We start from the raw sequence: 24,745 nt of genomic DNA, 5'->3' as shown, positions 1-24,745 counted from the left end.
GGACGCCTAGGTGGGAGGACCGTGACCACTGTTCTCGCTCCGGTGGCGGGGTCCGTCGTGGGGCTGGCCGCCGTGCCGGATCCGGTGTTCGCCGAAGGCCTCGTGGGGCCGGGCACGGCCATCGACCCCGACAGGGAGCCGGGCAAGGTCCTGGCGCCCATCGCGGGGACGATACTCAAGCTCCACCCGCACGCCTACGTGATCGTGGGCGAGGACGGCAGGGGTGTCCTGGTGCACCTCGGGATCGACACGGTGCAGCTCAAGGGCGAGGGGTTCCGGCTCCTCGCCAGCGAGGGCGAACGGGTGCGCGCCGGGCAGCCCGTCGTCGCCTGGGATCCCGCCGCGATCGAGGCCGGGGGCAGGTCACCCGTCTGCCCGGTGGTGGCGCTCGAAGCCGTGCCGGGTACTGTGAGCCCCGTCGTCGCGGCCGGGCCCGTACGAGCCGGAGACGAGCTTCTCCAGTGGGACTGAGTCCGCTGAGCGACAGTCAGGGGGACGGCAGGTGGCAGCGAGAGCCGCGCTCTTCGACCTCGACGGCACGCTGATCGACAGCGAACGGCGCAGCCTGGTGCTCTGGAGCATGCTGCTGGTCAACCACGGGGTCGACCACGACGAGACCCTGCTGCGGGAGTTCATGGGCCGCCGCGGGCCGGACGTGCTCGCGGAGAAGGCCCTGCTCTTCCCCGGCAGGCGCGTCGAGGACCTGATGACGGAGCTGAGGTCCTACTACGACCATCCGGAACTGCCGCGGATCAGCCCGGTTCCGGGCGCCGTCGACCTGGTCCGGCGCATCGGCCGCCACGGCCTGCCGGTGGTGCTCGTCACCTCGGCCCGGCGCTGGTGGGCGGTGAGCTGCCTGGAGCTGCTCGGGATCGACGACGTGGTGCGGTCGATCGTCTCGGGGGAGGACGTCGCCGTCGGCAAGCCCGATCCCGCCTGCTTCCTCGCCGGGGCCGTCGTGGCCGGGGTGCGGCCGGAGGAGTGCGTCGCGTTCGAGGATTCGCTCGCGGGGATCGCCGCGGCCAAGGCCGCGGGTATGACTTGTGTCGGGGTGGCGACCACCCACCACGTGAGTGAACTGTCCGCTGCCGATCTGGTCGTCTCCGATCTCACCGGTGTTGACTGGCCGTTGTCGCTGTAAGAGATCTTCTAGGAACACGGCGCTAGCCGTACTGTTCGATCGGGTGGTATGGACCGCCCTGGCGAGTTGAGGAGGAACCGTGCCCGAGCGCAAGGTCATCGTGGAGTCACAGGTAGGACTGCACGCCCGTCCCGCCGCGACGTTCGTGCAGACCGCCGCCAAGTCGCCCATCGACGTCACCGTCGCCAAGCCGGGCGGAGCTCCGGTCAGCGCGAAGAGCATTCTTTCCATCCTGGCGCTCGACGTCAGGCACGGGGAGGTCATCGTGATCCACGCCGACGGAGAGGGCGCCGACCAGTTGCTGGACGAGCTGGCCGCGATCGTGTCCGCTCCCTGAGACCGCACAGAGACGGCGGCGCGATGGAGAGGATGACGGGGGCGGGGGTGAGCCCCGGTGCGGGATTCGGTCCCGCGTACCTGCTGGGAGGCGTGGTTACCGAGCCGCCCTCGGGGGCCCGGCACGACGACGACCCGGTGGGCGAGACGGCGCGGGCCGAGGCCGCGGTGGAGTGGGTGGCCGCGGAGCTGGAGTCCCGGGGGGAGTCGGCCGGCGGAGACGCGCGGGACGTGCTGCTCGCCCAGGCCATGATCGCGAGAGATCCGGTGCTGTCGGCCGAGGTCGCCGAGCTGATCGACGCCGGTACGGCCGCCGAGCGCGCTGTTTACGACGCTTTCATGAGATATCACGACATGTTGGCGGAGATCGGGGGGTATCTCGGGCAGCGGGTCGCCGATCTCGACGACATCCGCGATCGGGTCATCGCCCAGCTCACCGGGGTGCCGATGCCCGGTCTCCCCGAGCAGGGCGAGCGGCCGTACGTGCTGGTCGCCCGCGACCTCGCGCCCGCCGACACCGTGCTGCTGTCGAAGGAGATCGTCGCCGCCTTCGTCACCGAGCAGGGCGGTCCCACCAGCCACACCGCCATCCTGGCCAGGTCCATGGGCGTGCCCGCCGTGGTGGCCTGCGCCGGCGCGACGTCGATCGTGAACGGGACCCTCGTGCTGGTCGACGGCACCACGGGCATGGTCGGGGTCGAGCCCTCCGAGGAGGAGGTCACGGTCCTGATGCGGGAGGCCGCGTCCCGCGGCGCCGCCCTGGCCACGGCCACCGGTCCCGGCGCGACGGCCGACGGGCATCCGGTGGCGCTGCTGGCCAACGTCGGAGGACCGCGCGACCTCGCGGCCGCGCTGGAGTACGGCGCCGAGGGGGTGGGGCTCTACCGTACGGAGTTCCTGTTCCTCGACCGGGAGACGGCCCCCTCGGAGGAGGAGCAGGAGGCCGCCTACCGCGAGGTCCTCGACGCGTTCCCGGGCGGCCCGGTGGTCGTGCGGGTGCTGGACGCCGGCGCGGACAAGCCGCTGGGCTTCCTGCCGCCCACCGGAAACGAGCCCAACCCGGCCCTGGGCGAGCGCGGAATCCGGATTCTGCGCATATTTCCTGATGTGATGCTGGGGCAGCTCCGGGCGCTCGCGCGCGCCGCCGAGGGCACTTCGGCCGACCTGCACGTCATGGCCCCGATGGTGGCCGGCCCGGAAGAGGCCACCTGGTTCGCGGGCGCCTGCCGGGCGGCCGGGCTGCCGTCCGCCGGGGTCATGATCGAGATCCCCGCGGCCGCGCTGCGGGCCGCAGACCTCGCGCCCGCGGTGGACTTCTTCTCCGTCGGGACCAACGACCTCGCCCAGTACGTCTTCGCGGCCGACCGCGAGGTGGGGGCGCTGACGACCTACCAGGATCCCTGGCAGCCCGCCCTGCTCGACCTGATCGCGATGGCCGCCTCCGCGGGCGTTCCATGTGGCGTCTGCGGGGAGGCGGGCTCCGATCCCGCGCTCGCCTGCGTCCTGGTCGGGCTCGGGGTCACGTCGCTGTCGATGGGGGCTCCCGCCCTCCCGTGGGTCCGGGCCACCCTCGCCCGCCACACCCTCGCCCAGTGCCGGGCCGCCGCCGCCGCGGCCCGGGCCACCACCACCGCCGAGGCCGCCCGCGCCGCCGCGCGCACGCACCTCCCCGGCCTGGCGGACTTATCCCTCTAGGGATCGGCCCGCCCTGCCGCCCACTCAGATGAACACGCCCGCGGACCCGGCGTCTCCGCGCCGGATCTCGACGGTCGACTCGAACTTGCGCCAGTCGTTGCCGTTGAACGGGTTGTTGTCGTTGATATTGAGCAGCAGCCTGCCGGGCCGCCCGTTCGGGGGCGTGCCCTCCCAGAAGGGCCCCGCCTCGATCCAGCTCCCGGCGGCGCCGCCGAACGAGACGAGCAGCGCGAAGGCGGTCCCGTCCGGCTTGGGAGCGGCGCCGTCCGCCTTGTGACCCGGCCAGCCCTGCGGGCCGTGCAACCCCGCCGCGAAGATGCCGGACCAGATCTCGCCGCCGGTGCTGACCGTGACCCGGTCGCCGGGGTTGACGTTGATCCCGGTGTTGACCAGGCCTCCACCCGGACCGTCGTAGGGGTGGAACTTGGCCCCGACCACGTCGGAGCCCTGAGCGGACAGCGGCTGGACGTACTCGGCCGCGAGGGCGACCCGCGCGAGCGTCCCGTCGGCGACGTGACGGGCGGTGAACGACACCGGAGCGCCGAGGTTCTGACTGTTGAACATCAGTCCGCTCCGGTAGACCTGCTGCAACTCGGCGATGGGGTCCGCGAGGGTCTGGAAGTTACGCCCGCCGGGAACCCCGATCGTGTAGGCCTTGACCTGGGAGTTCTCAAGCACTTCCTTGGCGCGGACATCGACGCTGCCGGTCAGCGACGTGGCCCCCTGGACATTCGCCTTCAGCGCGGCCGTGAGCTCGGAGCTGGAGAAGGAGCCCTGCGCGGTCAGGCAGATGAGCCGGCCGTACTGCACGCTGTCGATGTAGAGCGGCGGATTCCCCGGTCCGGCGAACGGCGCGACGTCGTCGAAGCCGACGTCGCCCGGCCAGAATCCCGCTGCCTGAGGTCCGCCGGGGGTGAAGGTGACCGAGTAGAAGACCTGCCGGATCACGGCGACGGCGACGCTCTGCTTGTAGCTCTGGGTGAGGGACGCGTTGGCGTCGACGCCGAAGCTCGATCCCTTGACCGTGAGCCCGAGCTTGACGCCGGCCTCACGCAGTGTCGAGGCCTTGTCGACGCCGACCTTGAGAATGCCGGGGGAGTCGATCGGGCTGACCTGCTGGATGATCGAGCGGCGCGCGGCGTCGACGGCCGCCGAGGAGGGATCCTGCACGACCCGGCTCTGCCCCGCGCCGGGGCTGTTGGAGATGAGGTCGGTGACGACGCTGATCGTGCCCGGGACGCGTGGGAACGGTCCAATCGGTGCGACGTCGCCGGACAGCAGGGCCCTGCCCTGGATCACCTGTCCCGGCCAGACGCCCATCGCCGCGATGTCCTGGAGGAACGCCTGCTCGACGATCTCGTTGACCAGCCGGCGACGCTGCTCGGTGACGACATAGGCGACCCCGCCGGCGTCGACGGTGGAGGACTGGGGCGGTGCGAGGTCGCTCGACCCGGTGATCACCGGAGGGAGCCGGCCGAGTTGGTCCAGAGAGGCCGACAACGTGGGCGGGGCGTTGACGAAGCCCGCCGCGGGGATGCTTCCCGCGCCGCCGGGCACACCGGTCGCCCAGATGGCCCGGTCGCCCTCGTGCCGGATGACGAGGTTCCCGTCGTCCTGCAGGACCAGGAAAGGACCGGTGAAGGCCGGACCCCACGTCCCTGATCCCCACCGGGGCACGTTGTGCTCGTCGTACAGCACGAAGTGCCCGTCGGCCTGCATGACCGCTCTGATGGGCCGCTGCTCCTCGGGAAGCGCCCACGTGTCGGTGGACCAGTAGGCGGCGGACACCCCGTCGGGGAACCTGGTGCCGCGGGTGCCGATCGGCCGGAGCGGGTCGCGTCCAGGAGCTGGGAGCGGCGGAATGGGCGGTACGGCGACGGGAGCCGTCTGCTGGTACAGGACGAGATTGCCGTCGGCCTGCATTACCAGCTCGAACAGCCCATTGGCCGAAGTGAGCTTTTCATTGACGTCGAGTTGTTCGCCGGAAAGTAGTCGGTCGGGCATTTCCGTCCCTTTCTGCGGGTAAGGGCGCGGCTTTTTCGCTGGTGTGCCGCTGCTGTGGTGATCCGCACATTACGGCCGCGATGAACGCATGTTCATGGGAGGAAATACGTATTGACCTGGGGCTGGTCCATGAGTGTCGCGGTGCCGTCAGCGCTGCTGGGGGAGCGCCGGAGGGTAAGTGGTGAATGAAAAGTCACGCCGCTGTCGCGGTGACGGCGGCGATTATGTGCGAGCGGCCGCAGGGGTGCGGACCTCCAGAAGGTGGGCGTCTCCCGTCCGGCCGGATGCTCCAGGAGTACGGCCTCGGCGACATCGGGTGCGGACCTCCAGAAGGTGGACGTCTCCCGTCCGGAGGGTGGAACAGCGGGTCGTCCACGCGGTGACGCCGATAGCGTGGGGGCCATGGGTGGACCTCTCCGCGTGACGGCGCTTCTGGTGATCGCGACGATGACCGCCGGATGCGCCGGCGCGGCCTCCGACGCGCCGGTGTCCCCGGCGACCGGCTCGCGTGCCCCGTCCACCCCCGCCGTCTCCTCGCCCTCCGCGTCCTCCGTCTCCCCGGCGAGCACGGCCGCCGGCCCGTCGGTCTCGGCCACGCTCGCCGCGATGAGCCTGGAGGAGAAGGTCGGCCAGCTGTTCATGCCGGTCCTGTACGGCTCCCGCCCGGATGGCGCCCACGGTGACAACCAGGCCAGGTTCGGTGTGGGCAGCCCGGCGGGAGCGGTGCGCAAGTACCATCCAGGCGGCGTCATCCTGTTCCCCTGGGCCGGCAACATCGACGACGCCGGCCAGATCGTCAAGCTGACCCGCGGCCTGCAGAAGGCGTCGAAGATCCCGCTGATCATCGGGGCCGACCAGGAGAACGGCGTGGTCTCCCGGCTGAGCCCCCTGGTCACCGACGTTCCCGGGAACATGGCGATCGGCGCGACGCGCGATCCCGCCGCCGCCCGCGCCGCCGCCCGGGTGACCGGCGAGGAGATGCGGGCCCTCGGCCTCAACTTCGACTTCGCGCCGGTCGCCGACGTCAACGTCAACCCGGCCAACCCGGTGATCGGCGCCCGCTCGTACGGATCCGATCCGGCGCGGGTGGCGACCATGGTCGGCGCCGCCGTGCAGGGCTTCCACGATGCGGGGGTGGGCAGCGCGGCCAAGCACTTCCCCGGGCACGGCGACACCAGGGTCGACAGCCACAGCGGCCTGCCGGTGATCCGCCACTCCCGGTCCCAGTGGGAGAAGCTCGACGCGCCGCCGTTCAAGGCGGCCGCCCGGCACGGGGTCGACATGGTCATGTCCGCCCATGTCGTGATGCCGAAGCTCGACCCCTCGGGTGACCCCGCGACGCTGTCCAAGCCCATCCTGACCGGGCTGCTGCGCAAGAAGCTCGGCTACAACGGCGTGGTGACCACCGACGCCCTCGACATGGCGGGCGTGCGAGAGAAGTACGGCGACGCCGAGGTGGCCGTGCGCGCCATTCTCGCCGGCGTCGACCTGCTGCTCATGCCGCCCGACTTCGCCAAGGCCCACGGCGCGGTGCTGAGCGCGGTGAAGAGCGGCCGCATCTCGCGCGCGCGGCTCGACCAGTCGGTCACCCGGCTGCTGACGCTGAAGGCCGCCCGCGGGATCCTGGACGGCTCCGTCGCCGGCTCCGGCCAGGTCAAGACGGTCCTGCGCTCCGACGAGCACCGCAAGATCGTCCAGAGCATCGCGGACCGCTCGGTGACAGCGGTGAAGGGCGTTCGGGGGCTGCCCGTGAAGGGGGACGTGCTGGTCACCGGCCCGGCGGGCAAGCGCCTCGCCGGCATGCTCGACAGGGCGTCAGCGTCGGGCACCGGGGACACCCCGACGGCCGCCCAGATCGCCGGCGCCCGGACCGCCGCCACCAGGGCCGACACCGTGGTCGTCACCACCAAGGACGCCGGCCCCGCGCAGGCACGCCTCGTGTCCGCGATGGCGGGCACCGGCAAGAAGGTGGTCGTGGTGTCGATGGGCGCGCCGTACGAGCTCGCGCGGCTCCGCGGTCACCACACCGCTCTGGCCGTCTACTCCGACGGGGACGCGTCCCTCAAGGCCGCCGCCAAGGCCCTGACCGGCGCTCTCACCCCCAAGGGGGTCCTTCCGGTGGGGCTGGGCGCCCGGTAGGGATACCGTGCGGCTTACTCTGAAAGGCCGAGCCGGAGGTAAGGAGCAGCTGTGGTCAAGGGTGTACTCATCGATTGGGGTGGAGTGCTCACCACGAGCCTGCACGACTCGATCACCGAATGGATCCTCGCCGACGCCATCGACGGCTTGCACTACCGCGACCTCATGAACGAGTTCGTACGCCACGCGTACGACCACGGCGCCGGGGGAGAGAACCCCATCCACGCCTTGGAGCGCGGAGAGGTCGACGTCGCGACCTTCGAGCGCGAGCTGGCGGCCAAGCTCCTGACGATGGACGGCGTGCCGCCGATCGCCGAAGGGCTGCTCACCCGCATGTTCGCGGGATTCCGCCCGGTGCCCACCATGTACGAGATGCTGCGCTCCGCCCGCGCGGCGGGGCTCACCACGTGCCTGGTCTCCAACTCCTGGGGTGACCACTACCCCCGGGAGGACTGGGACGAGTACTTCGACCAGGTGGTGATCTCCGGCGAGGTGGGCATGCGCAAGCCGGAACCACGAATCTTCCACCACGCGCTCGGCCTCGTCGGGTTGCGCCCGCAGGAATGCGTCTTCATCGACGACATCGAGGCGAACATCACCGCCGCCCAGGCACTCGGCATCGTCGGCCTCCACCACCGCGACCCCGACGCCACGATCGCGGCCGTCGAGGGACTCTGCCGACTTCCCCTCCGCAGCGCCTGACGCTTGCTGTGGGGTGCGCTTAAGGGCGCGCTTGGGGTGTCTTAAGGGTGTGCTTAGGGGCGCGCTTGGGTGTGCTTAAGGGCGCGCGACTATATTTGCGCGGCCGAATTCGTGGTGCGGCGTTTTTAGCCGTTGTTATCGAGGGGTCGGGTTTTCATCGTAGGTCGGGTTGTTTGATCGATGGGATTTAGGCCCTCCCGGTACCCGTTTGATTGGGTTGCTCGGTTGCTGCCCACCCGGCCTGGACACTTCCAGTCGTGCGAGGAGTGGCCTGAGCTGTCGGGCCGGGTGGATCGGGCGGGTGGCGAGTGGCCGGAGATATCGGGCGCGCGGGCAGTGGCTTGAGGTACCGAGTCGGGTGGGGAGTGGTGGCTTGAGGTACCGAGTCGGGTGGGAGTGGTCTGAGGTACCGAGTCGGGTGGGGAGTGGCTTGAGGTGCCGAGTCGGGTGGGGAGTCGCCTGAGGTATGCGGTCAGGGCGGGAGTGGCGTTGGCCCGATCAGTCAGGTGAGGGCACTGGCGCTCTTTGGGTGAGCCGGACAGCGCCGGGACCAGCGGCCGGCTACCGGTCTAGCTGAGTTCGTACACCCGTGAGGTCGCCTCGCCGCGCCGGGAGCCGGTGGGGGTGCGGCGTTCGGTGTGCACCCAGAGGCGCTTCGTGCCGGGTACGGGAGCGACATCCACGATGCGGTCGGCCGGACCGCCCTCCCTCAGGGTGGACCTGGTCCACCTGCCGTCACGCAAGTTGAGCACGTAGGGAGCGCCGGAGGCGGGGTTGGCGGCTATCCACAGGCCGCCCACCGGATCCGTGCGCGGGGCGGTCAAGGCCGTCCTCACCACGTTCAGGCTCACCTGCTGCCATCGGCTACGGTCCCAGTGCAGCACGACCGGACTGCCGCCGTCTGCCCAAGGGGGACCGACCGCCCACGCGTGGCCGTCCGCCCGTACCGCCAGGCTCAGATGATCGAGGTAGGACCGCCCGCGGCATGGCGGCCGGGGGGATGTCACCGCGCATGGGTACGCGACGTCCTGCCACGACGCGCCGTTCCAGTGCTGCATCGGGCTCCCTGGTCCCCTACCCAGGATCCACACATCGTCGGGGCCCGCCGCGGCGACCGCGGTCAGGTCGAAACGGGCGGGGTGCTGCTGTTCACGCCATGCGCTCCCGCTCCAGCGCAACACGTCCGAGGGGGCGCCATCGGGGTCCATGGCGGTGACGAACCAGGCGTCACCCCAGGTATCGACCGCGATGTCGATCACTCCGGTCCAGGTCGCGTTCCGGGAGAGCCGGTGTGTCCAGCGCCCGTCGGAGAACCGCCACAGATGCTCTATAACGTCGTCTTCCCCGTGAGAGACGTTCGCGGACGCCCAGATCGTCTCCCCGGACGGGGAACCGCCGACTTCGATCCACCAGGCCTTGCCGAACTGCGCGGGTAGCACGGCGCGTTTCCAGGAAGTCCCGTCCCACCGCAGCATCGACCAGCCGGGCCCTCGTCCCTCCTTGACGAACAGCGACGTCCTGCCGCCCGCCGCCGGGACCATCCGCAGGGGGAAGTCCTTGTCCTGGCCCTGGATGGCGTACTTCAGTGTCCACCGGGACGACGACTCGACGGCGTGGCCGGTCGTCCGTCCGGCAGCGTCCGGGGCCGTGTCGGCGGCCGTCGCACACACGCTCGCGAGGAGCAGGGCGGTAAGCGCCCACCTAGCGGTACGCATAGGGCAAAAGGATCACACAACCCCCAGGACCACGGGGACCGCTACGTCACATCACCGTTCCGGAGATCACCGTTTCCGGTAATGCCGATCATCGGTTGATGTGTCGCTTGCCGGTTGTGAGTGGTCCCCTGCCGCAGGTCCGCAGATGGCCGCTCGCCCCAGCGCTGCCGTGGGTCGCTCGCCCCAGCGCTGCCGCTGGTCACTTGCCGCAGGGTGCCGGCCGGACCCACGCGCTGTCCTTGTGGGGTGTTCAGGTGTGGGTGGGTGGCAATGGGTGCCCCGGTCAAATGGGTGCCGGGTGGGCCGAGCACGGGCGCGTCAATGCGTGCCGTGTTCCCCGTCCAGGCGCGGGCCGCAGGCTGTGCCCGGGGTGTCGCTCGGCTTCCGGTCGCCGGTGGGCGTCTGTGGCCGGGGTTGTGTGATCCTGTGCGGCCGGTGACGTGGGGGCTGGCACACTCATGTAGGTGATCGGCGCCGCTCGGACGCCGATACTTCGAAATAGTGATTGAGGAACCAACGCATGCGCGTCTACCTGCCGTGCACTCTTCCCGCGCTGGCCCGTGTGGCCGCCACGGGGGAGGTCGGCCCGGCCCCGCTGACCGGCTACGCGGTGACTCCCGCTCTGGTCGAGTGGTACGTCTCGGGTGACACCGAGGAACTGGAGTACGTCGCCCTGACCGACGCCGCCAAGGCCTCCCTGCGGATGCTGGCGGCCGACCGCGCCGACGGCGTGGAGGTCCCGGCCCGCCGTGTCGTGATCGCCGCGGAAGTCCCGGACGATGTGATCAAGGCGGGTGCGGACATCGAAGAGCGGTCAAGGGTACGGATCCCGGTTCCGGTCCCGATGACCAAGATCGCTGCGGTCCATGTGGACGATCTGCAGGCCGTACCCGACGTCGAGACGGCGATCATGGCGGTGTTCGCCGCCGACAACGGCGATGTCGACGCCAAGTTCGACGTCGACGGCGCGGAGGCCCACGAGCTGATGTGGTACGCCACCCAGGAGATCCCCGACGTCCTCTCCTGACCCGTAAAAGCTCTCTATGAGGTGTATCCGGGTAGAAGATCCCTCACGTCCTCTTTTGACCCGTACAGCTCCCTGATGACGTGTATCCGGAGCTGCCGCGTGACCCAGGAGGTCCCCGGTGTCGTCCTCGATCGACATGGATCCGGAGCTCGTGCCTGACCAGGAGGTTCCCCTGACGTCGTCTTCTGCAGACACACCGTTCATGATCGATACGGAATCTCGGCCCGGTGTTCTAACCTTTACTTCTATATGAAGCACATCATCTGGGACTGGAACGGCACGCTTTTCCACGACATCGATGCCGTGGTGGGAGCCACGAACGAGGTGTTCAAGCCGTACGGCGTGGCGGCCTTCGACAACGACGGCTTCCGCGCCGCGTACACCCGCCCCATCTGGGTCGCCTACGAGCGCATCCTCGGGCGGCCCCTGCGCGAGGGCGAGTGGGAGCGGCTCGACCAGGCTTTTCACGACCACTACCACCGGCTGATGCTCTCGTGCGCGCTCGCCGAGGACGCTCTGCACTGCCTGCGCACCTGGGCCGGGTCAGGACGCACCCAGTCGCTGCTGTCGATGTGGGCCCATGACCGGCTGGTGCACAAGGCGGACGAGCTGGGCATCGCCGAGTATTTCGTGCGCATCGACGGCCTCAGCGAGGGCGCTCCCGGCGGGGCCAAGGCGGAGCACATGGTCGCCCACATCGAGTCGCTCCCGGTGGACGCGAGCGACATCCTGGTGATCGGCGACAGCGTCGACGACGCGCACGCCGCCCAGCACGTCGGAGCGTCGGCCGTCCTGTACACCGGCGGCATGACCAGCCGCGCCGACCTGTCGGCCTCAGGCGTTCCCCTCGTCGACACCCTCTCCGAAGCCTTCACCCACGCCGGGTGACGAGTTGAGCATGGGTCGCCGCCGGAGGCGCGAGATCGTCGTACTCTGAGCGCACTCGTTTCGTGCGTTCGGAGGCCCCCCATTAATCGTCTCGTGCTATGGAACGTCGACCTCACCCTGGTCGACGTGGCGATCGTCACCCGTGACGCCTACGCCGACGCCTTCCGGCAGGTCACCGGCCGCCCGCTGGTGAAGCTCGCGCCCGCCATGGGCCGTCCCGACTCAGAGATCATCTTCGAGACGCTCGCCATCAACGGCATCGTGACCGGTGACGACCATCTGCCCCGGTTCATCGATGCGCTCGCCGTGGCCTTCGCCACCAAGGGCAGGCGCCTTGGCAAGGAAGGGCGCGTGATGCCCGGCGCCAAGGACGCGCTCAAGGCGGTCGCCAGGCTCGACGGCGTGGTCCAGTCGGTGCTCACCGGCACCATCAAGAGCAACGCCATCCTCAAGCTCAAGGCGTTCGGCCTGGAGAAGTTCGTCGACTTCGAGGTCGGCGGGTACGGCGAGGAGGTCTACCCCAAGGCGACGCTGCTCCAGGTCGCCCAGGGCAGGGTCAAGCGCATGTACGGCTTCGCCTGTGGCGGCGCCAACACCGTGCTCATCGGCGACTCGGCCAGAGACGTCCAAGCGGCGCGGATCGCCGGAGCATCGATGATCGCCGTCGCCTCGGGCCGCTCGACCACGGCGGAGCTACACGAGGCCGGCGCGGACGTCGTCCTCGAGGACCTCACCGACACCCCCGCCCTCGTCGCCGCCATCACCCACCTCACCACCCCCCTCAACCGCAAAGCCGTCTGACCCACCGCGCCCGTCTGGCCATGGTCACGGTCATGGTCTTCGCCTGCGGCTCAGGCGGTGCGTGCTGTAATACACGCGTGGGAACTCTTCGTATCCGGGACATCCCTGAAGAGACCGAGCGAGTGCTGAAGGCGCGGGCCGAAAGCGAAGGCAAGTCGTTGACGACGTACGTGCGCGACCTGCTGACCGAGGAGGCGGCCACCCCGACGCCGAACGAGGTGATGGCCAGGATCGCCGCCGACGAGCCGGTGCCGTACGATCCCGACTTCATCCGCGGGTTTCGCCGGTGACTTGTGCGGCGTGGGTGGATGGGTGTCAGCTGGCCCTGTCGTCTGTTTCCTCGGCCATTTCGAGCAGGATGTCGGCGGCGTCCTGGTTACCGCCGCCGGCAAGGCGGCGTAGTTCGCCGATGTCGTCTCGTTCTTGCGCCAGCTCGACGAGCTGATCGACGGCGTCCGCGCTGCCCGCGTCGGCAAGGCGGCGTAGCTCTTCCATGTCGCCGTGCTCGGCCGCGAGCTCGACGAGTTGGCCGACAGCGTCTGGCTCGCCGTCCGTGATCCCGAGAATGGCCAGGTAATCATCACGGTTCAGGCCGTACCCCTTGCCGCTTCTTCTCCGTCGGCCGTCGGCTGGATGCTGATGAGCAGGTCGGCGATAGCGTCTCGCACCGCCTGTTCGCCGCGCAGGTGGATCGTGACATGGCCGGCTTCGACCGGCCGGACTTCTCCTCCGGGTACTGAGTTGGCGAAGTCGGTATAGAGCCGGAACTTGGCGTCGATCTCCTCCTGCAGGAGGGTCTCGGGGATGCCTTGGGAAACGATCGTCTTGAACGGGTCGACCTTGGTGGAGGAAAGGATGACGAGCGGGACGTCCGGCAAGGGACCGGCCGCGCGTACCTCGGCGTACAGCTCCTCGACGTTGCTCGCTTCCTGGAGCCCGGCCTTGAGGCCGTGCGGGCTGACGTGGTAGTCGATGAGCGGCTCGCGGACCTCGGCGGGCCAGTCGGCCAGCTCTTGGGCGAACAGGCCACGGTATAGCCGTACCAGCTCGTCGGGCAGGTTCTCGAATGCCGCTGCGGCCTCTGCGGCGTCGAAGCCTTCCCACCGCTCGCGCAGTTCCTGCGGCATGCGGGCGTTGTAGTCCTCGTGTGCCGGGTCGAGCAGCAGCAGCCCAGCGACCTCTCCGGGGAACCGGATCGCGTAGTGGCGGGCGTACAGGCCGCCCAGTGAGTGACCGACCAGTACATACGGCCCCTCGATGGCCGCATCGCGCAGCAGCACCCGCAGCTCGTCTGTCACCTCGGTACTGGTGCGGGGCAGCTCCGCGGGTGACCCGTCGCCCGTGCCCCCGCGGTCGTAGATCACGCTTGTGGTCAGTTTCGCCACCTCGCGGTGCACGTTCCAGTAGTCACGGCCGACCAGGCCGCCGCCGGGCAGAAAGACGACCGCCGGGCCGCCGTCGGCCGTTCCAAGTGTTTCCATATTTGGGAATAGTACCAGATGTGGAAAGATGTAGATGTGAACACCGTCGACCTCCTGCTTCACCCCGTGCGGCTACGCATCGTGCACGCCTTCGCCGGTGGACGCACCCTCACCACCGCCGACCTCGGCCAGCGACTGCCCGATGTGCCCAAGACCACCCTCTACCGGCACGTAGGAACACTGGCCGCGGCCGGGCTGCTGGAGGTCACCGGGGAACAGCGCGTGCACGGCGCAGTCGAGCGGTCCTACCGGCTCGACCGGTCCGGCACCCGCATCAGCCCGCAGCAAGCCGCCGCGATGACCATCGATGACCACAGGCACGGCTTCACGGCCGCCGTGGCCGCCCTGCTCGCCGACTTCAACGCCTACCTCGACCAGCCCGGCGCCAACCCCCCCGCCGACATGGTCGGGTACGTCCAGGTGCCGCTATGGCTCAGCACCCAGGAGCTGGAGTCCATGGCCGAGCAGTTCCGCGCGATGCTCGTCTCCAAAATGGACAACGAACCGGGTGAGGGGCGCCGGCTCTACCTCCTCAGCCCCATCGTCTTCCCGATCGACCACGAACAGGCGTGAGCCCTGGGCACGATCAGATCGCGTCGATCGTGGCGGCGGCCTCGGCGAGGAAGGATGACGCAGGGCCGGTGAGTTCGACGTCTGAGCGGCACACCTCGGGAGCCCTCGCCTTCGGCGGGGGCTCTTTCGTTACCGGGAGTGCCTTGCGCTGCGGGAGGCGCAGGTCGTCGCGGGGGCTCGGCGCCAGGTGGGGCGGCTGGGATGTGTGGGTGGGAGGGATGGCGTGGGGGGTGGGGCGGGGGCAGGATGGGGGCATGGTTGAGGAAGGTGCGCTGCTCTGGGAGCCGTCCCCCGAGGTGGTCCGCGACGCGAAGGTGACGCGGTACGCCGCGTGGCTCGGGCGTTCCGAGGGGGAGTACGAAGATCTTTGGCGCTGGTCGGTGGATTCGCCCGAGGAGTTCTGGACGTCGGTCTGGGACTACTTCGGGGTCGTGGGGGAGCGTGGTGACGGGCCCGTCATCAGTGGGACGATGCCGCACGCGAAGTGGTTCGCGGGAACGACCCTGAATTACGCCGAGAACGCGCTGCGCGGTGATCCCGGCCGGCTCGCGGTGATCTCCCGTGATGAGGCCGGCGAGCGGCGCACGCTCACGTACGGGGAGCTCGCCGCTGAGGTGGCCCGGGTGCGGGCCGGCCTGGCGCGGCTCGGGGTGGGGCGCGGCGACCGCGTGGCGGCCTACCTGCCCAACACGGTGGAGGCGCTGGTCGCCTTCCTGGCCACCGCCGCTCTCGGCGCCATCTGGTCGTCCTGCTCGCCCGACTTCGGCGCCTCCAGCGTCGTCGACAGGTTCACCCAGATCACGCCGAAGGTGCTGATCGCGGTGGACGGCTACCGCTACAACGGGCGCGACTTCGACCGCTCGGCGGTCGTGACGGACATCGCCGCCAAGCTGCCGAGCCTCGCGGCGACCGTCGTGGTGGGCACACCGTCCTGGGACGAGTTGCGCGCCGCGTCCGCCGAGGTCACGCCGGAGTTCGAGCGGGTGCCGTTCGATCATCCGCTGTGGGTGGTCTACTCGTCGGGGACCACCGGGCTGCCCAAGCCGATCGTCCACGGGCACGGCGGCATCGTGCTGGAGCACCTGAAGGCCCTCACCTTCCATCAGGACCTCGGCGAAGGCGACGTGTTCTTCTGGTACACCACGACCGGCTGGATGATGTGGAACTTCCTCGTCGGCGGGCTTCTCGTGGGCAGCACCGTGGTGCTCTACGACGGCAGTGCCACGCATCCCGGGCCCGACGTGCTCTGGCGGCTCGCGGCCGAGGAGGGCGTGACCTACTTCGGGACCGGTGCGCCGTACATCATCGCCTCCATGCGGGCGGAGCTGAGCCCGTCGGGTCTCGAAAGGCTCAGGGGGGTCGGCTCGACAGGTTCGCCGCTGCCGCCCGAGGGGTTCGCCTGGTTGTACGGCGTCCTGCCGGGCGTCCTGCTCGGATCGTTCTCCGGCGGCACGGACGTGTGCACAGGCTTCGTGGGGGCGGTGCCGGTGCTGCCCGTCAGGGCGGGCGTGATCCCCTGCCGCTGCCTGGGTGCGCTGGTGGAGTCGTACGACCCTGAGGGCCACTCCGTGGTCGGCGAGGTCGGTGAGCTAGTCGTGACCCGCCCCATGCCGTCGATGCCCGTCATGTTCTGGAACGACCCCGACGGCACGCGCTACCAGGAGAGCTATTTCGCCGAGTATCCAGGCGTCTGGCGGCACGGCGACTGGATCAAGATCCTGTCCGACGGCGGGTGCGTGATCTACGGCAGGTCCGACTCCACGCTCAATCGCGGCGGCGTCCGCATGGGCACCAGCGAGTTCTACCGGATCGTCGAGCGGTTCTCCGAGATCGAGGACAGCCTGGTGATCGACACCGGCCAGCTCGGGCAGGAGGGCCGGCTGCTGCTGTACGTGGCGATGGCCGAGGGCGGCTCGCTGACCGACGAGCTGGTCGCGAAGCTGAAGGAAGCGCTACGGGGAGAGTTGTCGCCCCGGCACGTGCCCAACGAGATCCGCCAGGTGCCCGGCATCCCCCGCACGCTCAGCGGCAAGAAGCTGGAGGTGCCGGTACGCAAGATCCTGCTCGGCACCCCCGTGGACAAGGCGGCCAACACCGGAGCCATGGCCAACCCGGAGGTCCTGGAGCACTTCGTCCCCTAGCCGGGTCGAGCGAGACCGCCGGTGAGGATCGGCTCGGGAACGGTCAGATCGACTGGGGGAAGCGGAAGAGGCGGCCGGGGTCGTAGGTCGCCTTGACCTTGGCGAGGCGGCCGGCGTTGGCGCCGTAGTAGGCCTGACGCCAGCCGCTCAGCGCCGGGTCGATGTAGTTGACGTAGGCGTGGTCGCCGAAGTGCGGTGCCATGGCGGCGTGCGCGCCGCGCAGCCAGGGGGCCGCGCCCCTCATATGCGCGTAGTACTGGACGCTGAACAGCGCCGCGCGGTGGGGGAAGGCGGTGGCGTCCGGTCGTACGCGCCCGACCGCGCCGCCGAGGGCGTCCAGGAGCACGGCGTGGCGGCCGGGACGGGCGGTCTGGTCGACCAGCGCGCCGATGCCGGAGGCCGACAGCGGCCGGTAGGCCAGGTGCGACTTGGCGCTGAAGGCGTCACGGGGGAACCGGCCGTCGGCGGTCCGCCCTGGCAGATCCCCCTGCCGGTGGCACTGCGACACCGTACGGCCGGAGCAGCCCGCCTCGATCATCATGGCCTTCTGGTAGGACGTCTGGGTGACGTACCGGCTGGAGGGCCCGGATCCGATCGCGGCGATCAGCGGTTCGAGCCGCCGCTCGCAGCCCGCCCGCGAGCCGAGGTAGAGACCCCCGATCTGGACGTCCAGCGCGGGGTCCTGGCTGAGGTGGAGGTTCGACCACATCGCGTCCGGCTCGTGAGGCGCCCACGCCTGCCAGGCCGCGACCGCCTTGCGGGCGCGCGACCAGGGCCAGTGCAGGAAGAAGACCGTCACGTCTCGTGTGGCGTGGGTGCGGAAGGTGAACGAGACGGCGACCCCGAAGTTGCCGCCCCCGCCGCCGCGTGACGCCCAGTACAGGTCGGGGTTGTGGTCGGCGTCGCAGGTGAGCACGCGGCCGTCGGCCGTGACGATCCGCAGCGACTCCAGCACATCGCAGGTGAGGCCGTACTTCCTGGCGACGACGCCGAGGCCCCCGCCCAGCGTCAGCCCGGCGATCCCGACCGTGGGGCAGGAACCGGCCGGGATGCTCACCCCCTGGGCGGCCAGCCGGTCGTAGACGTCCACGAGTTGCGCGCCCGCGCCCACGACCGCGCGCCCCGAAGCGGCGCGAACGGTGTTCATGCGGGAGACGTCGATGACGAGCCCGGTGCCCGTGGACCAGCCCGCGTAACTGTGGCCGCCGGAACGTGAGGTCACCGGTACGCGGAGCCGCCTGGCGAAGTCCAGGCATTCCGCGACGTCGGAGGGGTTGGCGCAGTACGCCACGCCACTGGGCCGCACGCCGTCGAAGGAGGGGTTGTAGAGGCGGCGGGCCGCGTCGTAGGAGGCGTCGCCTGGGCGGATCAGCCGCCCGGCCAGCCCTCGGCCCAAGGAGGTCCAGTCGGAGGGCGAGGGGCCGGTCCGCGCGCCGACACCCGCACCGGCGGACCCGGAGGCGCCCGCACCGGCGGAAGCGGACGCGCCCGCGCCGGCGGACCTGGAAGCGGGAGTGGCGGCGGGGGTGCGCGCGGCCGCCTCGGTGTTGCCGCAGCCGCCGGCGACGACGGCCGCCGCGACAGCGGAGACGCGGAAGAAGCTCCGGCGGTCGAGCGCGGGGCGCATGGTCACTCATCCCCTAACAACGGGTCATCGGTCGCGAAAGGTCGCGCTCGTTCAATGAGACGTCCGCAAGGCTGGCTTGGTTTATCACAGATTGGTCACGGTGCACGTCGCGGGCGCGGGAGGCTTGCCCGAGCAGGGAACTGAGCACGATTCAGGACAAGTTGACGTTTCTGGTGTGATGGGCTGATATCGAGTACGGCGGGTAAGGGCTCCGGTCAACGGGGATCGGTCGCCTACTCGCCGATGGAGGTGTCGCGTGTCCGAGAGCGTGCTGGGTGGCGCGGTCGACGGCGCGGTCGGTGGCATGGTCACCGCCGGTGGCGGCACGGGCGGATCACACCCTGACCGGCTCTACCGGGCCTGTGGGATGCTTGTGCCACCGCCTCCCTCCCCGCTGTGGACACAGCCTGTCCGCGCGACCGTGGACGTCCCCCCTGTCGTGGAACCCCGGCCCCGGCTGTGACCCCCAGGAACAAGGCGAATCCTCACAAAGGAGTGAGAGCAGACATGCCGTTCGACGAGGCAAAGGATCGGCTTCTCCGATCCGCTGCCGAAATCTGTGCCGAAACGCGAAGCGAGCACTTGGACAGTGAGAGCATCCTCGCCTTCCTCCGGGTCTACTACCGGCATGTCGCGCCAGAGGACGTGATCGATCGCGACCCCGCGCAGCTGTACGGGCCTGCCATGGCGCACCGGCGGCTCGCGGACTACCGCCCGCAGGGCAGGGCGCTGGTCCGCGCCTACACCCCAACGGTCGAGGAGCACGGCTTCGACCTCGGCGTCTCCGTCGTCGAGGTGGTCACCGACGACATGTCCTTCCTCGTCGACTCGGTCACGATGGAGCTCGACCGACACCAGATGGGCACCCGCATGAGCGTGCACCCGCAGATGCGGGTCCGACGCGACATGACGGGCAAGATGCTCGGCCCCGGGCGGACCGACCTCACCGGGCAGATGCTGGTCGAGTCGTGGATGCACATCGAGATCGAACGCCAGTCCGACCCCGAGGTGCTGGCGCAGCTGGAGAAGGACCTGCAACGGGTCCTGCAGGACGTCCGCTACGCGGTCGAGGACTTCCCGAAGATGCGGGCCCTCGCCGTGCAGATCGCGTCCTCTCTCGAGGCCGCCCCGCCGCCCCTCCCTCCCGGAGACGTGGACGACAGCCTGGAGCTGCTCCGCTGGCTCGCCGACGGGCACTTCACCTTCCTCGGGTACCGCGAGTACCGCCTGGAGGTCGGGCCCGACGGTGACGGGCTGCGCGCGCTGCCCGGCACGGGCCTCGGCATCCTGCGTGCCGACAAGGCCGGGTCGGCGAGCTTCGCGGCGATGTCGCCCGAACTGCGGGCGAAGGCTCGCGAGAAACAGCTGCTGGTCGTCACCAAGGCCAACAGCCGGGCGACCGTCCACCGGCCCGCCTACCTCGACTACATCGGCGTCAAGCTCTTCTCGCCCGAGGGCGAGGTCATCGGCGAGCGCCGCTTCCTCGGGCTCTTCTCGCACGTCGCCTACAGCGAGTCGATCACGCACATCCCCGTGCTGCGCCGCAAGCTCGACGAGGTGCTCGACCAGGCCGGGTTCACTCCCGAGAGCCACGACGGCAAGGACCTCATCGAGATCCTGGAGACCTATCCGCGCGCGGAGCTGTTCCAGGTGCCGGCCGAAGACCTGGTGCCGATGGCGCTGGGCGTGCTGCGCCTTCGCGAGCGCAAGCGGGTCAAGCTGTTCCTGCGCCGCGACGACTACAGCCGCTACATCTCCTGCCTGATCTACCTGCCGCGCGACCGGTACACCACCGACGTGCGCATCCGCATGCAGGACATCCTGCTCCAGGCGCTCGGCGGCAAGACCCTCGACTACAGCACGATGATCGGCGAGTCGCCGCTGGCCCGCCTGCACGTGGTCATCCGCGGTGAGCGCGGCAAGCCGCTGAGCGGCACCGAGATCGACCTTCCGGCGCTGGAGGCCCGCATCGCGGCGACCACCCGCTCCTGGGAGGACGACCTTGTCACCGCCCTCGGGGAGCTGGCCTCCGAAGACCAGGCATCCTCGCTGAACCACCGCTACGCCGCCGCCTTCCCCGAGGGCTACAAGGCCGACTTCACGCCCGCCACCGCCCTCGCGGACCTGCGCCACCTGGAGCGTCTGGCGTCCGGAACCGACGAGATCGGGATGGACCTGTACGAGCCGCGCGACCGGACGTCGGGGGAGTGGCGGTTCAAGATCTACCGAATCGGCTCGGCCCTGTCGCTCTCGCAGGTACTGCCCCTGCTGTCGCGGATGGGCGTCGAGGTCGTCGACGAGCGGCCGTACCAGATCACCAGGAAGGGCGAGGAGCCCGCCTGGATCTACGACTTCGGCCTGCGGTTCACCCTCACCGAGCTGACCGGCCACGTGCAGTTCAAGCGGCTGTTCCAGGACGCCTTCTCGGCGTTGTGGCGCGGCGAGATCGAAAGTGACGGCTTCAACGGGCTGGTGCTCGGTGCGGGCCTGACCTGGGAGCAGGCCCAGATCCTGCGCGTCTACGCCAAATACCTGCGCCAGGCGGGCACCGCCTTCAGCCAGCGCTACATCGAGAAGGTCCTTCTCGGGAACATCCGGCTGGCCAGGCTGCTCGTCCAGCTGTTCGAGGCCAGGCTCGACCCGCGCCGCTCCGACGAGGTGCGCGAGGACCTCGGCGCGGCCCTGCGTGAGGAGGTCCTCGCGGCCCTGGACGAGGTCGCCTCGCTCGACGAGGACCGCATCCTGCGCGCCTACCTGGAGATGATCCAGGCCACGTTGCGCACCAACGCCTTCCAGACGGTGGACGGGAGGCGCAAGCCGTACATCTCCCTCAAGTTCGACTCCTCCGCGATCAGCGTGCTGCCGCTGCCCCGGCCCAAGTACGAGATCTTCGTGTACTCGCCCCGGGTCGAGGGCGTGCACCTGCGGTTCGGAAAGGTCGCGCGTGGCGGCCTGCGCTGGTCCGACCGTATGGAGGACTTCCGGACCGAGGTGCTCGGCCTGGTCAAGGCACAGATGGTGAAGAACACCGTCATCGTTCCCACCGGGTCCAAGGGCGGCTTCGTCGTGAAGCATCCCCCGGTGAGCGGCGGGCGCGACGAGCTCATGGCCGAGGGGGTGGCCTGCTACCGCCAGTTCATCTCGGGCCTGCTGGACGTCACCGACAACCTGGTCGACAACAAGGTCGTCCCGCCGCCCGACGTGGTACGGCACGACGGCGACGACACCTACCTCGTCGTGGCCGCCGACAAGGGCACGGCGACGTTCTCCGACATCGCCAACAGCGTGGCCGAGGACTACGGCTTCTGGCTCGGCGACGCCTTCGCGTCAGGCGGCTCGATCGGGTACGACCACAAGGCCATGGGCATCACCGCCCGGGGAGCGTGGGAGTCGGTCGCCTACCACTTCCGCTCGACGGGGATCGACGTCCAGACCACCGACTTCACCGTGGTCGGCGTCGGCGACATGTCGGGTGACGTCTTCGGCAACGGGATGCTGCTCTCCCAGCACATCAAGCTGATCGCGGCCTTCGACCACCGGCACATCTTCGTCGACCCCTCGCCGGACCCCGCGCAGAGCTTCGCGGAGCGCTCGCGCCTGTACGCGCTGCCCCGCAGCTCGTGGGCCGACTACGACTCCGGGCTCATCTCGACCGGGGGCGGGGTCTGGCCCCGTACGGCCAAATCGGTGCCGATCTCCCCGCATATGCGCGTGGCCCTGGGCATTCCCGACGGCGTGCAGGCGCTCACCCCGAACGACCTGATCAACGCCATCCTGAAGGCTCCGGCCGACCTGCTCTGGAACGGCGGCATCGGCACCTACGTCAAGGCCTCCTCCGAGAGCCACGCCGACGTCGGCGACAAGGCGAACGACTCCCTGCGGGTCAACGCCTCCGACCTGCGGTGCAAGGTCATCGGCGAGGGCGGCAACCTCGGCCTGACCCAGCTCGCCCGCATCGAGTTCGCGCTGGGCGGCGGCTACGTCAACACCGACTTCATCGACAACTCGGCCGGCGTGGACACCTCCGACCACGAGGTGAACATCAAGATCCTGCTCGACCGCGTGGTACGGGACGGCCGGCTCACCGACGACCAGCGCGACCAGCTCTTCCTCGACATGACCGACGAGGTCGCCGGGCTCGTGCTCCGCGACAACAAGGCGCAGAACATCGTGCTGGCCACCGCCCGGTCCCAGGCCCCCGACATGCTGCACATCCACGCCCGCTACCTGCGCAAGCTGGAGCGTGAGGGCCTGGTCAACCGGGAGCTGGAAGCGCTGCCGTCGGACAAGATGCTCGCCGAGCGGCGGCAGGCGGGGCTGGGGCTCACCGCTCCGGAGTTCGCGGTCCTGCTGGCCTACACCAAGCTGGTGGCCGACCACGAGCTGCTCGCCTCCGACCTGCCCGACGACCCGTTCCTGGAGTCGTGGCTGGTGTCCTACTTCCCCTCGGCGCTGCGCGACCGGTTCCGTACGGCCATGGACAGCCATCCCCTGCGGCGCGAGATCATCACCACCTGCGTGGTCAACGACCTGGTCAACGCGAGCGGCACCACGTTCATGTTCCGCTTCGGCGAGGAGATCGGAGCCTCCACGCCCGACATCGCCAGGGCGTACCTGGTGTCCAGGGACGTCTTCGAGCTGCCGGGCTTCTGGCGGGCGGTGGAGGCGCTGGACAACCAGGTCGACACCGCGACCCAGCTCGCCATGCTGCTGGAGGGCCGCAAGCTCGCCGAGCGCGGCGCGCGGTGGCTGCTCGGCAACCGCAGGCCGCCGCTCGACCTGGCGTCCACCGTGAGCTTCTTCGTGGACGGCGCGGACGGGCTGCTCCCGCACCTGCCCAAGCTGCTCACCGGACCCGACCTGGCGGCCTTCGAGGAGCGCCGTGACGGGTTCCTGGCGCGGGGCGTCCCGGCCGACCTGGCCGAACGCGCGGCGGTGATGGTGCCGGCGTACTCGACGTTCGACCTGGTGGAGATCTCCGCCCGAACGGGCCGTCCGGTGAACGACGTCGCGGAGGTGTACTTCGACCTCTCCGAGCGGCTGCAGCTCGCCCGGCTGAGGGAGCGGGTGATCGCGCTGCCGCGCGACAACCGGTGGAACTCCATGGCGAGGGCCGCCCTGCGTGACGATCTGTACGCCTCGCACGCGACGCTCACGCTGGCGGTCCTGACGCACAGCGAGCCGGGGCTGTCGCCGGAGGAGCGCCTGGCCCGCTGGTCGGAGGCGAACTCGGCGGCCGTCGCCCGGGCGCGCCACACGCTGTCGGAGATCTGGGAGAGCGACCACTTCGACCTGGCGACGCTGTCGGTGGCGCTGCGGGCCGTCCGTACCCTGGTCGCGACCAGCAACCTCCCGCACGCGGAAGGCTGATCGCTCACACGCCGGACGGCGTCACTTGAAGCTGACGCCGGTGGTGATGCCGTCGAACCCGATGATCGTGGCGGGTTCGGCGGCACCCTTGCGCGGCACGTGGCCGACGTACTGCTGCGTCTCGACCAGACGCAGCATCCGCGGGACCACGACGCCGTTGACGGCCCACCGCACGTTCTTGGGCACGGGCACCAGCCCCGTGGCCTGCTTGGCCTTGGCCTCCCGCAACGTGGTGCGCCTCAGCGAGTACAGGACGACGGCGCCGCCGTCGGTCGTGCGCAGGGCGTAGATCGGGAAGGCGGTGGCGGCGAAGAGCGAGTCGTACAGGAACCCGCGCCGCTTGTAGTCGGGCCGGACCCGCTGCACCTCGGTGAAGTAGCCGGTGGTCTGGGGTCCGGCCGCGATCAGGCTCGCGGCGAACCCCTTCGGCCCCTCCTCGGCGATCGTGGCGTGCAGCGGCGCCATCAGGTGCGGGCTGATCGCGGTCGAGTCGTCGCGGGTGGCCAGCGCGGTGGCGTACCCCTGTGGATCGAGGGTGACCGCGGGCAGGCTGGTGCCCGGGTAGAGCAGGGAAGTGAAGCCGAGTTGCCAGCGGGAGTACTCGTACTGCTTCATGAACGACAGCACGGCGGTGCGGCTGTCACCCCTCGCGTCCCGCCGTTCGACGACCGCGGCGAACCAGTAGGGGAAGCGGTCCTGCTCCATCCGGGGCACCAGAAGCGTCGGCTCGCCCCAGGTGTAGCGGGAGGGTTTCTCGGCCGACTGGAAGGCGGTCGCGGTGATCTCGGCCTGCGCGTCGCGCGTCTGGGTCAGGGCGTAGGACTCGACGCCCTGGTCCCTGACCACGTCGTCGGTCTGGAGGATGGCGCGCACGATCTTTGCCGCCTCCTCCAGGGTGACCGCTGGGCTCTCCACCGTGGCGGAGGGGGACGGCGTGGGTGTGGGCGAACCGGTGGCGGCGGCGGGGCTGGTCGCCGCGGTGCGCGGCGCCTGGGCGGCCGGCGAGCAGGCGGACGCCGCCAGGATGACCGGCAGCAACGAGGCCAGGGCGACACGCATGGTCCTGGTCACGCTCGCCTCCCCGATGAGTCCCCCGCAGAAGGCC

The 24,745-nt window shown here is 70.0% G+C and carries 20 protein-coding genes; 14 read left to right on the top strand and 6 right to left on the bottom strand.

Annotation, left to right across the window (positions count from 1 at the left end; all coding sequences use genetic code 11):
• The first annotated feature begins 21 nt into the window (after positions 1-21).
• The 4 genes from ABD810_RS28885 (at position 22) to ptsP (ending at position 3,172) form a co-directional block, all read left to right on the top strand.
• Positions 22-471, top strand: coding sequence for a PTS sugar transporter subunit IIA (locus ABD810_RS28885; protein WP_344947317.1), 450 nt, complete (start codon positions 22-24; stop codon positions 469-471).
• 31 nt (positions 472-502) lie between these two features.
• Entirely contained in the window at positions 503-1,141 is a 639-nt protein-coding gene (locus ABD810_RS28880; RefSeq protein ID WP_344947315.1) for an HAD family hydrolase, read from the top strand.
• A gap of 79 nt (positions 1,142-1,220) precedes the next feature.
• Positions 1,221-1,478 (top strand): HPr family phosphocarrier protein, encoded by a 258-nt coding sequence (locus ABD810_RS28875; protein ID WP_344947312.1) that lies wholly within the window; start codon positions 1,221-1,223, stop codon positions 1,476-1,478.
• 23 nt (positions 1,479-1,501) lie between these two features.
• The gene (gene ptsP, locus ABD810_RS28870; RefSeq protein WP_344947309.1) at positions 1,502-3,172 is read left to right on the top strand and encodes a phosphoenolpyruvate--protein phosphotransferase; all 1,671 of its coding nucleotides are present in this window, start codon (positions 1,502-1,504) and stop codon (positions 3,170-3,172) included.
• A gap of 24 nt (positions 3,173-3,196) precedes the next feature.
• On the opposite strand, the gene ABD810_RS28865 is transcribed toward ptsP, so the two are convergent.
• On the bottom strand, positions 3,197-5,176 hold the full coding sequence (locus tag ABD810_RS28865) for a thiol-activated cytolysin family protein (protein ID WP_344947306.1): 1,980 nt from the start codon (positions 5,174-5,176) through the stop codon (positions 3,197-3,199).
• Positions 5,177-5,596: 420 nt separating this feature from the next.
• On the opposite strand from ABD810_RS28865, the gene ABD810_RS28860 reads away from it, so the two are divergent.
• Positions 5,597-7,315: a glycoside hydrolase family 3 protein gene (locus ABD810_RS28860; RefSeq protein ID WP_344947303.1), complete on the top strand. Its 1,719-nt coding sequence runs from the start codon at positions 5,597-5,599 to the stop codon at positions 7,313-7,315.
• A gap of 51 nt (positions 7,316-7,366) precedes the next feature.
• On the top strand, positions 7,367-8,017 hold the full coding sequence (locus tag ABD810_RS28855) for an HAD family hydrolase (RefSeq protein ID WP_344947300.1): 651 nt from the start codon (positions 7,367-7,369) through the stop codon (positions 8,015-8,017).
• 569 nt (positions 8,018-8,586) lie between these two features.
• Here ABD810_RS28855 and ABD810_RS28850 read toward each other — a convergent pair.
• Complete coding sequence (locus tag ABD810_RS28850; RefSeq protein ID WP_344947297.1) at positions 8,587-9,732, bottom strand: hypothetical protein; 1,146 nt, start codon at positions 9,730-9,732, stop codon at positions 8,587-8,589.
• Between the two features lie 520 nt (positions 9,733-10,252).
• On the opposite strand from ABD810_RS28850, the gene ABD810_RS28845 reads away from it, so the two are divergent.
• The 4 genes from ABD810_RS28845 (at position 10,253) to ABD810_RS28830 (ending at position 12,738) form a co-directional block, all read left to right on the top strand.
• Positions 10,253-10,759, top strand: a complete 507-nt coding sequence (locus ABD810_RS28845; protein ID WP_344947294.1) for a DUF6912 family protein — start codon at positions 10,253-10,255, stop codon at positions 10,757-10,759.
• Positions 10,760-11,008: 249 nt separating this feature from the next.
• Complete coding sequence (locus ABD810_RS28840) at positions 11,009-11,647, top strand: HAD family hydrolase (RefSeq protein ID WP_344947291.1); 639 nt, start codon at positions 11,009-11,011, stop codon at positions 11,645-11,647.
• Positions 11,648-11,740: 93 nt separating this feature from the next.
• Positions 11,741-12,448, top strand: a complete 708-nt coding sequence (locus ABD810_RS28835) for an HAD family hydrolase (RefSeq protein ID WP_344947288.1) — start codon at positions 11,741-11,743, stop codon at positions 12,446-12,448.
• 77 nt (positions 12,449-12,525) lie between these two features.
• Positions 12,526-12,738, top strand: a complete 213-nt coding sequence (locus ABD810_RS28830) for a FitA-like ribbon-helix-helix domain-containing protein (protein ID WP_425566970.1) — start codon at positions 12,526-12,528, stop codon at positions 12,736-12,738.
• Between the two features lie 25 nt (positions 12,739-12,763).
• Here the strand turns inward: ABD810_RS28830 and ABD810_RS28825 are convergent, their stop codons facing one another.
• Both ABD810_RS28825 and ABD810_RS28820 read right to left on the bottom strand, forming a co-directional pair.
• On the bottom strand, positions 12,764-12,943 hold the full coding sequence (locus tag ABD810_RS28825; RefSeq protein WP_344947282.1) for a hypothetical protein: 180 nt from the start codon (positions 12,941-12,943) through the stop codon (positions 12,764-12,766).
• Positions 12,944-13,035: 92 nt separating this feature from the next.
• A complete protein-coding gene (locus ABD810_RS28820) occupies positions 13,036-13,929 on the bottom strand; it encodes an alpha/beta fold hydrolase (RefSeq protein ID WP_344947279.1) in 894 nt (297 codons plus the stop codon).
• Between the two features lie 36 nt (positions 13,930-13,965).
• On the opposite strand from ABD810_RS28820, the gene ABD810_RS28815 reads away from it, so the two are divergent.
• Positions 13,966-14,502: a helix-turn-helix domain-containing protein gene (locus ABD810_RS28815; protein ID WP_344947276.1), complete on the top strand. Its 537-nt coding sequence runs from the start codon at positions 13,966-13,968 to the stop codon at positions 14,500-14,502.
• A gap of 254 nt (positions 14,503-14,756) precedes the next feature.
• Entirely contained in the window at positions 14,757-16,643 is a 1,887-nt protein-coding gene (locus ABD810_RS28810; protein WP_344947273.1) for an acetoacetate--CoA ligase, read from the top strand.
• A gap of 43 nt (positions 16,644-16,686) precedes the next feature.
• Here ABD810_RS28810 and ABD810_RS28805 read toward each other — a convergent pair whose 3' ends face one another.
• Positions 16,687-18,270 carry an FAD-binding oxidoreductase gene (locus tag ABD810_RS28805; protein ID WP_344947271.1) on the bottom strand — a complete coding sequence of 528 codons (1,584 nt, stop codon included), beginning with the start codon at positions 18,268-18,270 and terminating at the stop codon, positions 16,687-16,689.
• Between the two features lie 256 nt (positions 18,271-18,526).
• Between ABD810_RS28805 and ABD810_RS28800 the strand changes: the two genes are divergently transcribed.
• The gene (locus ABD810_RS28800; protein WP_344947268.1) at positions 18,527-18,733 is read left to right on the top strand and encodes a hypothetical protein; all 207 of its coding nucleotides are present in this window, start codon (positions 18,527-18,529) and stop codon (positions 18,731-18,733) included.
• A gap of 44 nt (positions 18,734-18,777) precedes the next feature.
• On the top strand, positions 18,778-23,640 hold the full coding sequence (locus ABD810_RS28795) for an NAD-glutamate dehydrogenase (protein ID WP_344947265.1): 4,863 nt from the start codon (positions 18,778-18,780) through the stop codon (positions 23,638-23,640).
• Positions 23,641-23,661: 21 nt separating this feature from the next.
• On the opposite strand, the gene ABD810_RS28790 is transcribed toward ABD810_RS28795, so the two are convergent.
• A complete protein-coding gene (locus ABD810_RS28790; RefSeq protein WP_344947262.1) occupies positions 23,662-24,711 on the bottom strand; it encodes a DUF8094 domain-containing protein in 1,050 nt (349 codons plus the stop codon).
• Positions 24,712-24,745 lie beyond the last annotated feature (34 nt).

Origin of the sequence: Sphaerisporangium flaviroseum (assembly GCF_039537005.1) — a bacterium.
GTDB classification, from domain to species: Bacteria; Actinomycetota; Actinomycetes; order Streptosporangiales; family Streptosporangiaceae; genus Sphaerisporangium; species Sphaerisporangium flaviroseum.
The sequence above is the reverse complement of the archived record's forward strand: the minus strand, read 5'-3'. Positions and strand labels throughout refer to the sequence as shown.

Excerpts from the sequence above, each read along its gene's own strand:
- ptsP (WP_344947309.1), top strand. The coding sequence starts at position 1,502 with ATGGAGAGGATGACGGGGGCGGGGGTGAGCCCCGGTGCGGGATTCGGT.
- ABD810_RS28865 (WP_344947306.1), bottom strand. The coding sequence starts at position 5,176 with ATGCCCGACCGACTACTTTCCGGCGAACAACTCGACGTCAATGAAAAG.
- ABD810_RS28850 (WP_344947297.1), bottom strand. The coding sequence starts at position 9,732 with ATGCGTACCGCTAGGTGGGCGCTTACCGCCCTGCTCCTCGCGAGCGTG.
- ABD810_RS28845 (WP_344947294.1), top strand. The coding sequence starts at position 10,253 with ATGCGCGTCTACCTGCCGTGCACTCTTCCCGCGCTGGCCCGTGTGGCC.
- ABD810_RS28840 (WP_344947291.1), top strand. The coding sequence starts at position 11,009 with ATGAAGCACATCATCTGGGACTGGAACGGCACGCTTTTCCACGACATC.
- ABD810_RS28825 (WP_344947282.1), bottom strand. The coding sequence starts at position 12,943 with ATGGAAGAGCTACGCCGCCTTGCCGACGCGGGCAGCGCGGACGCCGTC.
- ABD810_RS28820 (WP_344947279.1), bottom strand. The coding sequence starts at position 13,929 with ATGGAAACACTTGGAACGGCCGACGGCGGCCCGGCGGTCGTCTTTCTG.
- ABD810_RS28810 (WP_344947273.1), top strand. The coding sequence starts at position 14,757 with ATGGTTGAGGAAGGTGCGCTGCTCTGGGAGCCGTCCCCCGAGGTGGTC.
- ABD810_RS28805 (WP_344947271.1), bottom strand. The coding sequence starts at position 18,270 with ATGCGCCCCGCGCTCGACCGCCGGAGCTTCTTCCGCGTCTCCGCTGTC.
- ABD810_RS28795 (WP_344947265.1), top strand. The coding sequence starts at position 18,778 with ATGCCGTTCGACGAGGCAAAGGATCGGCTTCTCCGATCCGCTGCCGAA.